The following is a 9,493-nucleotide window of genomic DNA, read 5'->3' on the forward strand; positions in this document are numbered from 1 at the left end:
GGTCAGGTCGACTGCACCGGACCGCGCTCATCCTACGACGAGAGCAAAAGGTGCACGGAGTCGCTGCTATTCGAGATGCAGCGTACCCAAGGGCTCGACGTCAAGGTCGTCCGCCCCTTCAACATCTATGGTCCCCGGACACGCTCCGACGATGGGCGCGCGGTCTCCAATTTCATCACCCAGGCCCTTTCGGGCCGCCCGATTACCGTGTTCGGCGACGGCCTTCAGTCACGCAGCTGGGGCTATGTCGATGACGTTGTCGATGGTTTCGCACGATATTTCTGGATAAATGAAACCGACTATAAGGGGCCCCTGAACGTCGGCAATGATCGCGAGATTTCGGTTCTCGAGGTCGCCCAATATGTCTCCAAACTCGTCGGCGGCGTGCCGATCGTCTTCGAGCCGTCACCGCCGCAGGACCCCACGAACAGACGGCCGGACCTGACCAATGCGCACTATGTCATGCCCGAGTGGTCGTGCAAAATCACCTACGAACAGGGCGTGGCGATGACGCTCGATTGGTTCAGGGACCAAATGAAGGCGCACGCGGCCGAATAAACCACGATGACTTTCGAGACTCGCGTCCTGGATGCAGGTGGCGTATGTTCACGGTGCGATTGAGAGAGTAATGATGCGAGAACCAATTCCGTCCGATCTGAAGGATATAAGTTTTCCCATACCGATTCACTATCTCGATCTCGCCACCTCTCACCTCGCCGATTCGCCCCCGGTCTCCGATGGGCTCGTGGTCTTTCTGTCGGATGGTCTTCCCGTAGGACAAGCCTATATCGAAAGGCCCGAGGCGGCGGCGGCACTCGCTGAGCGTGTCGTGCGGCCCGAGACGCTCGAGCATGCGCGTCAAGTCGCGCAAACCCCTGTGGGCAACCGTGACGTCAGCATTCTGATTTGCACAAAGGACCGGCCGGAGGAACTACGCCGTTGCCTGGCCTYGATCCCCAAACAGTCGCTCAGCCCCGTCGAGATCATCGTGGTGGATAATGCCTCTGCAGGCGAGGCAACGCGTCGCGTGGTCGAGGAATCGGGCGCAACCTATGTCCGTGAAGATCGAGTCGGGCTGGATTATGCGCGCAATGCGGCGGTTCGTGCGGCAAGAACCGAATTCGTCGCGTTTACGGACGATGACGTCGTCCTCCATGAGCGATGGCTGGAGAACCTGATGAAGGGGTTCGATCTGCCGGAGATCGCCTGCGTCACCGGGTTGGTCCTTCCCGGAGAACTCGCAACGCCTGCGCAGTTTATCTTCGAAAAGCATTGGGGTTTCGGCCGGGGCTATCTGCGGCAGGATTTCAATCAGGACTTCTATACCAGGGATGCACGTTACGGCGCTCCGGTCTGGACGATAGGAGCCGGCGCAAGTCAGGCCATCCGCCGCAAGGTCTTCGACGAGATCGGCCTGTTCGACGTCCGCCTGGACATGGGCGCTGCCGGATGCTCAGGCGATTCCGAATACTGGAACCGGCTCCTCCATCATGGTCATGTCTGCCGCTACGAGCCGACGGCGGTCGCCTGGCACTTTCATCGCAAGGATATGAAGGGGCTCGCCAAACAAATCTACCAATATATGAGTGGCCATGTCGCAGCCCTGCTGGTCCAGTATCAGAACACAGGAAATAACGCCAATCTGCGGCGCATCCTGCTCTCGTTTCCGAAATATTACGCCGGAAGGCTCCGAAGACGGCTTCGCAAAGGCACGACGTCGCACGACGTCTTCCTGAAGCAGGAGATGCTCGGAAGCGTAAATGGCGCTCTCTACGTTCTGCGGCGATGGAAGAGGCCCGCATGGTGATCGCCGCAACGCCTGACATTTCATTCCTCATCCCGGCCTACAATGCAGCCGATACGCTAGCCGAATGTCTTGCCAGCCTGCAGCAGCAGTCGCGATCGAACTGGCAGGCCGTCGTTGTCGATGACGGCTCGACCGACCGCACCTGGGAGGTTCTCGAGAGCATCGCAAACACGGACAGCCGCATTCTCCCCGCCCGTCAGCCGAATGCTGGTGCGGCCGCGGCGCGAAATCACGCCGCAAGACTGGCAGCCGCGCCCCTGCTCTGCATGCTGGATGCCGACGACTGGCTGGATCCGACCTTCATCGAAAACATGCAGCCAGTGGCGGAGAATTCATCTCCAGCAGTTATCGCCTATTGCGCCTTCCGCCGCGTCGCCCCGGACGGCAGGCTTATGCAGGTAGAACAACCTCCCATCTTGACGGGAGACGTCGCCAAGCGTGAGTTCTCCTCTTTTTGTGCACTCGCCATCCATACGGTTGTCTTTCCCAGAAGCCTTTTTGAGCTAGTGGGAGGCATGGATGAGACCTTGCAGACCTGCGAGGACTGGGATCTCTGGCTTCGCATGGCCTTTTCCGGCGCCGAATTTCGTCGCGTCGACCAATGCCTCGCTTTCTATCGCATGAAGGTGGACTCGCTCTCCGGCGATCCGACCAAAATGGTGCGTGACGCCATTCGCGTGACATCGAAGGCGCAAGCGCTGCAGACGCAGCAAGGCTTGTCGGCCGAGGGGCCGGACACAGGCTGGATCACGCCCCCCGTCAGCCAGCTGCGCATGTTCGCCTGGGTCGTGTCGGCCGGGCTCGACCCGAAGGTGGATATTGCAGCCCTTGCAGCGCTTCTGCCTGAAATGCCGGACGCTGGGGGCTACGAAAACTTTCTTGCCGGTGTAATCCTGCATGGCCTGCAGACCGGGCTCTCTATGGATCGCGCCGACGATCTCGTTGATGTGCTCGACAAATGGCGGCCGGCGTTCCTTTTGCTCATCCAGCTGATTGAGAAAAATTCCTTACCCGGCACTGGGCGCAAGATCATTGAGGCCGTGTCTTGGCACATATCCGCCGCAAACCCTTTGCGATCATTCGCGCTTGGCAATGTCCAAGTGGTCAGTGCCGCGCTCGAAACGCTTTCGCGAATCCCCAAGGCCGAGCCAGCCGACACGCTCGTAATGCACGCCCTGTCCGGCGGACAGCACGTCGGCACCTTTGTCGGGCCGCTCTGGGGCGATCTATCGATCCGGGCGCAGATCAGGCTGATCATGCATGAGATGCAGGCCGAAGAGCATCTGCAAACCCCGCCCACGCTCGCCTATATCAGTTCCTGGACAAGGGAGGCACTGCGCGGCTACAGAGCCTTCGGCGGCCTCATCATCCGGAACGGCCGTCGGCGAGGACGTCTCGAACGGCTTTTGGCGCATCTCGGACGCAAGGCTCTCCTTGCCTCCGCGCCAAGCGACAAACAAGACAACGACGCCCGACTGTCCGACATCCTTCGGAATCTCGAGCGAGATCCAGCCCCACTGTTTTCAGACCCCTCTGGCCCGCAGCCGGAGGAAAGAAACTCCGCTCCCCCCGTTCGCTCGGAAGAAGAGTACTGGGAACATATCTTCGAACGTCCCGATCCATGGAACTACGTTTCGGTCTACGAGCAGGTTAAATATGAGCAGACGTTGAACCTGATCCCGGAAGGGATCGAGAAGGCCCTGGAACTCGCCTGCGCCGAAGGGATTTTCACCGAAAAGCTGGCGCGAAGGGTCGGCCGGCTGACGGCCACCGATATTTCCCAGCGGGCAATCGACAGGGCGGTCGAGCGCTGCCGAGACCATCGAAACGTCGAGCTTCGCGTGCTTGACTTCGTCAAGAGCGATGTTCCGCCCGAACAGGACCTCGTTATCTGCTCCGAAGTCCTTTACTACATGAAAGACGAGGAGATGCTTGCGGCAGTCTGTCAGAAGATGGCCGCAGCGGTGAAGCCGAACGGCTATCTGATTACCGCCCATGCGCATATCCGTGAGGACGAACCCGCCCGAACGGGATTCGACTGGGGCAATCCCTTCGGTGTCGGGACGATCAAACAGGTCCTGGCCGCACAAGCTGATCTGGCCCTGGAAGAGACGATCGAGACCGAACTCTACGCCATCCACCGGTTCCGAAAAGGCCCCGTGGCCGATCCCGTCCTGCGCATCGAGGGGCATGGAACCCCATTGGATGCGGATGTGGCGAAACACATCATCTGGGGACCGGCTGGCGTAAACCGCGAGGTAGCATGGACGACGGAGGTCACGACCTCGGTTCCCATTCTCATGTATCACAGGATCGCAGAGCGAGGACCCACGGCACTCCGGCGCTTCCGCACCCCGCCGGAGATCTTCCGCAGGCAGATGCAGTTCCTTCGGCGACAGGGTTTTTATACCCTAACGGCGCAGACCCTGGCGGATCTTCTGCGCAGCGGCAAGCCGATCCAGGGCCGGCCTGTCATGCTGACTTTCGACGACGCCTACCTGGACTTCCTGACGGACGCCTTCCCGATCCTTGCCGAGAATGATTTCAGCGCCGAGGTGTTCGTCGTGACCGATAAAGTCGGCGGTCGGTCAGACTGGGATTCGGCCTATGGAGAACCTGCGCCGCTGATGTCGTGGTCGAACATTCAGGAGCTGCACCAAAAGGGCATCTGCTTCGGCTCCCACCTCGCATCCCACACACCAGCCAGTGCGATGGACAACGAAGTCTTTTTGGCCGAAGCCATGCTGTCGCGCAATGCGCTGCAGAGCCGACTCGGCACCTCCGTGGAATCGATCGCGCTTCCCTATGGCGGGACAGACTTCAGGGTCCCGGGCATTCTGGCGCTTGCCGGCTACGGGATCGGCTTCACGACACGGCCGGCAAAAGCCACATTTTCCGATAATCTCTTCGGTCTGCCACGCTTCGAAGTCCGTGGCGATCACCCTCTTGAAGCCTTCCCTGAACTTATGGGCCTGCCGGGAGCTTATATCGGATGACAATACCATGACTGGCGTTGCGGCCCCTCTCATCACCGTCGTCATACCGGCTTACAACGCCGAGAAGACGCTTGCCGAAACATTGCAAAGTGTCTCCAGCCAGTCCTACGACAAGCTCGAAATCCTTGTGGTCGACGACGGGTCGCGGGATAGTACGTTCGAACTTGCCAGCGACTATGGCCTGACCGATCGCCGTGTACGGGTTCTCCGCCAGGAGAWTGGAGGGGTTGCGCGCGCGCGCAACCGCGGCATCCAGGAGGCCCGCGGCCCCTACATCGCCCCGGTTGATGCCGATGACACATGGCATCCCAGCAAGATCGAGCTCCAGCTTCAGGCGCTGCGGAAATTTCCCGACGGACAGGGGGTCGCCTACAACTGGTATGCGGCGATCGACGAGAACGGCATCATTTTCGGCCATTCACGACCGGTCATGCATCAAGGAAACATCTTCGAACCTCTGCTGAGGGAAAATTTCATCGGCAATGGCAGCACACCCCTGATGCCGCGCGCGGAGATCCTTCGCTGCGGCGGCTATGACGCCGGCCTGCGCGACAACGGGGCCGAGGGATGTGAAGATCTGAAACTTTATCTGGCCTTGGCCGAGACRCTGCCCTTCGCATTGGTTCCCGATTTCCTGACCGGTTATCGCTTCACCAAGGGAAATATGTCCAGCAACGCCTACCGGATGCTGAAGTCCCATGCGCTGGTGATGGCCCCGATCATCGAACGCTATCCGCAGCTTGCGCGCGATATCCGGACAGCGGAATTCAACACGGCGAGCTGGTATTTCAAGAAGGCGCTTCTTGGCAACGATTATGCGCAAGTCAACAAGCTGGCGCCGATGATGGTAAGAAAATACTCCTTACAGCTCATCGTCCATGGCGTGCAGCAAGGCTGGCGCCAGGCGAAACGCAACGCCAAGGGTATAGCAAAGCGCGCGCTCGGCAAACCTCCGGCCCGGCCAAAAACCCGCTTCGCCGGCGCGATCATTCCGCAACCCGGAACAGCATTTAGCGATCGTTTCACGGCCATGCCTGCCAGGGAAGCAACTGGCCTGACCTCTTCGCGGATGGTCAACAATGAATAGGTTTCGAAAGCCGCCTTCCGCCATGCCCGCAAGAGCCTACAACCTGGTCGTTGCGTCTCGATTTCGCGAGCTTCTGCAACTCGTACCGGCGCTGCGGCTCAAGATGACGGTGATGATCGTCCTGGGAATTCTCACAGGGTTCTCGGAAATGGTCGGCATCACCTTTCTGGTCAGCCTCGTCTTTCTTCTCGGGCAGCAAGGTCCCGTTTCCGGCTCCGCCGTCGCATGGCTTCCAGCGATTTTCGGCGGCATCGACCTCAGTCTTTCGAAGCCTGTCCTGATCGGCATCCTCATCGGCTCCATCCTGTTCCGGATTTTATTGGGATGCGCCAATTCACTGATTGCAAGCGCAGTGAACCACCGGATTAGCGACCGCATGCGAGACCGCCTCTACGCCAAGGTCTTGACCATGCCCTTCCAGCGCTTTCAAGACTATGAGCGCAGCGACCTGATCAACGTCATCGCGACCGAATCCTATGCGGTATCGTCGGCGCATGCCAGTCTGGTACGGCTGGGGGTGAATTTCGGTACGATTGTGATTTTCGGCGTCGGCATGCTGATAATGGCCTGGCCGATCGCGTTGCTGGCTCTCGCCTTCGGCTTCATCCATAATTTTGTATTGGGTTTCTTTGCCGGTGCCTACCGCCGTCTCGGTGCCTCTGCACTGGCTGCGGTGGAAGCATTGACACAGTTGAGCTGGACAACGCTGCAGACTTTGAAGGCCGTCAAAAGCTTCGGCATGGAAAAGCGCCACCAACAACTCTTCGAGGCGCTTTCCAACGACGTCGGCCAGACCTGGCGCCGGTCAGACGGGATGGGAGCGATAACCTCGCTTCTCAGCGAAATGCTGACCTTCGGGGTCATCCTGACGATCATTCTGTCTTCGGAATTCCTGCCGGTCGATTTCAAGGCGGCGCTCTCGGCCACGATCCTTCTCTACAGGCTTCAGCCGCATATCAAGGGATTCGATTCCCAGATTCTCAGCCTTTACGAGATGGAAGCGTCCCTGCAAAACGTTCTGGCCCTGCTTTCAGAGAAGGATGACATCAAGCAGGCATCGCAAGGGGAGAAGGTAAGCCGCCTGGCGGAGGCGATTGTCTTCCACAACGTCTCCTTTGCCTATGAGCGATCGAACGCCCCGGCGGTTCACGATCTCAGCTTCGCAATCAGAGCAGGCGAGACGACGGCTCTGACGGGGCCGAGTGGCTCCGGCAAAACCACGATCCTCAATATGATTCTCGATCTCAACCCGCCGACCCAGGGGCTGATCACGGTCGACGGCAGGGATCTGACAACCATCGACCGTTCCAGCTGGCTGCAACTGCTCTCCGTGTCGGGCCAGGACGTTGAACTGATGGAAGGCACGGTCCTCGACAACATCCGGTTTCGTCGTGATATCTCGGAGCAGGATATCCGCTGGGCGGCCGATGTGGCCTGCGCAACGGAATTCATCAAAGATCTGCCGTATGGCTTTGATGAATGGCTGGGCGACGAGGCGATCCGGCTTTCGGGCGGACAAAGGCAGCGCATAGGTCTGGCGCGCGCGCTCGCCGGCCGGCCTCAGATCCTGCTGCTGGACGAAGCAACAAGCGCACTCGACGAAGAGACAGAGATGCGGGTGTTTTCGGCGATGAAAGAAGACGCCGGCAGAACGCTGATCGTCGTTAGCCATCGGCCCGCTGTCGCCAGGCTGATGAAGAACCGGATCGATCTCCGCCCCCCCACCCCCACATCCAAGCTCGGGTGACAGCCATGGAGATGCCAACCACGTCCCGCATTCAAGTGGCCGTTATTATCCCTGCTTATAACGCCAGCCGCTACCTTGCCCACACGCTCCAGTCGGTCAGCAACCAGACCCACAAGGCGCTGGAGATCGTCATCATCGACGACGGTTCGACGGACGACACGGGCTCGATCTGTCGCCGTYTCGCCGCGGGCGACCCAAGGATCCGGATTCTGTCGACCGAAAACCGTGGCGTCGCTGCGGCCCGCAATACCGGAATAAAAGCATCGAAATCCGCCTATATCGCCTTCCTCGATGCGGACGACATATGGCATCCGACCTATGTCGAAAGAATGCTTGCGGCGCTCCATCCCCTGCCGGACGCCTGGGGCGCGGTCTATGCCCTTCACCGCTTCATCGATACCGAAGGATATTGCACGAGATCCGGTTCGTCGCTGAACGCCCGGGACAGCATTCTCAACCGTCATCTCGTATTCCGCTTCGTCGGCAATGGCAGCGGCTTCATGGTTCGCCGCGCTGTCATCGACAAGATCGGCGGCTACGATTCAAGCTATGCCAGAAAGGGGATTGGAGGATGCGAGGATTTCGATTTCGAACTCCGCACCGCTGAACATTTCAGGATCGAGACGGTGCCGTTGGGTCTGGTGGGCTATCGCTCACATTCCGCAGCCATGTCTTCAGATAGGTCGCGGATGGCGCGATCGCTTCTGGCGGTGACCGAGCGATGTATCGCTCGCAATCCCCAGCTTCCGGCTTTTGTCGTCAGCTGCGCCCGCGCGTCGGCGCATCTTTATGCATTTTCAAAATTTGCCGCTCTGAAAGATTGGCCCAGCGCTGCGACCTCGCTCAAACACATTTATCATCATAGCCCTATGGTCGCCTCCGGCGTCCTCGCCAGATTGATCTTTACAAAATCAGACAGAGCCGCACGCAGGGCGTTGTCRAAAATCTGGCCAGCGAGGGAGCAAAAGCAAAAGAATCTCAGGAAATTCGAAGAGATAGACCCGCTCCTGCCCTTGGTCGGCGGTTGGTCTCGCTTCAGAACGAAGACATTGCTCAGCCGCTTATCCGAGATCGATCGGTCTGACGAATGCGCTGCGGCGACCTCATTGCAGGAGGCTTGAATCTGTCGGCTGAACGGCTGTCGACGGCGTTTTCCGCTCGGCCGCTATTGTCGCGCCGAAGAGATCGAGCGCCGTCAAACATCCAAAGGTTTGAAACCCCTTCCTTTCCACCAGCCTGGTGACTATCTCACTATTTTGTACTATGAAATTTTATATTGATGTAGAATAGCAATTGCTAAAAAAGAGAGTAATCTAAAGAAAAAAAGAACTACCCCAATAATGATCTTCGACAATGTCGAATTTAACTGAAATCATACCTACGTACAGTGCAGGCATTCCGACTGGAGGACCCGTCACCCACCCCGGCGGGTCCTCAACTTTGCTTCTCGGCTGGTTGCACAAATGCGGTCGCCGTTGTCGCTGCATCAGCGTAGATAGATCTTCCTTCGGATGACGATATTACGCTGTTGAGATAGAACACATCCTGTGATTATAGTTTGATATAATTTCAATCGTCTTATAATTGATGTTTAATACAACCATTATCTGAAAACAATAAATTTACCTTTTGATAAATTTTATTTCTTCTACTCAATTATCGTTATTGGTTTTATTAGCTCCTTCATTTCACAAGAATCGGCGTTTAGCTTTCGGAGAAATCTCCCGAAAGTTATTTCCCTCCCCGGTTCTCAACGGCCCGACAACCTGCCGGCGCACTGGTGAGGTTGTTACGGCCGATGGCCCAATAGTCCTGGGCTGGCCGGGCGTGGAAAAGTTGCCGATGCAATTTAACAC

6 protein-coding genes are annotated in these 9,493 nt (G+C 58.1%); all 6 read left to right on the forward strand.

What is annotated here, in order from left to right; all coding sequences use genetic code 11:
* Positions 1–558, forward strand: a 558-nt coding sequence (locus AC1D1Z_RS30270) for an NAD-dependent epimerase/dehydratase family protein (protein WP_477852557.1), incomplete at its 5' end; no start/stop codon positions are given.
* A 31-nt stretch (positions 559–589) separates the two neighbouring features.
* Positions 590–1,807: a glycosyltransferase family 2 protein gene (locus AC1D1Z_RS30275; RefSeq protein ID WP_477852558.1), complete on the forward strand. Its 1,218-nt coding sequence runs from the start codon at positions 590–592 to the stop codon at positions 1,805–1,807.
* Positions 1,801–4,803 (forward strand): trifunctional glycosyltransferase/class I SAM-dependent methyltransferase/polysaccharide deacetylase, encoded by a 3,003-nt coding sequence (locus AC1D1Z_RS30280; RefSeq protein ID WP_130652892.1) that lies wholly within the window; start codon positions 1,801–1,803, stop codon positions 4,801–4,803. Before AC1D1Z_RS30275 ends, AC1D1Z_RS30280 begins: the two co-directional genes overlap by 7 nt.
* Before the next feature lie 7 nt (positions 4,804–4,810).
* Entirely contained in the window at positions 4,811–5,890 is a 1,080-nt protein-coding gene (locus AC1D1Z_RS30285) for a glycosyltransferase family 2 protein (RefSeq protein ID WP_477852560.1), read from the forward strand.
* Positions 5,883–7,637: an ABC transporter ATP-binding protein gene (locus AC1D1Z_RS30290; protein ID WP_026230731.1), complete on the forward strand. Its 1,755-nt coding sequence runs from the start codon at positions 5,883–5,885 to the stop codon at positions 7,635–7,637. The genes AC1D1Z_RS30285 and AC1D1Z_RS30290 overlap by 8 nt, the downstream gene beginning before the upstream one ends.
* Positions 7,634–8,758: a glycosyltransferase family 2 protein gene (locus AC1D1Z_RS30295; protein ID WP_477852561.1), complete on the forward strand. Its 1,125-nt coding sequence runs from the start codon at positions 7,634–7,636 to the stop codon at positions 8,756–8,758. The genes AC1D1Z_RS30290 and AC1D1Z_RS30295 overlap by 4 nt, the downstream gene beginning before the upstream one ends.
* The last annotated feature ends 735 nt before the right edge of the window (positions 8,759–9,493 follow it).

The organism is Rhizobium sp. P1_E1 (assembly GCF_056406015.1).

Bases quoted from the DNA above. Each gene is read 5' to 3' on its own strand.
- AC1D1Z_RS30280 (WP_130652892.1), top strand. From the start codon at position 1,801: ATGGTGATCGCCGCAACGCCTGACATTTCATTCCTCATCCCGGCCTAC.
- AC1D1Z_RS30290 (WP_026230731.1), top strand. From the start codon at position 5,883: ATGAATAGGTTTCGAAAGCCGCCTTCCGCCATGCCCGCAAGAGCCTAC.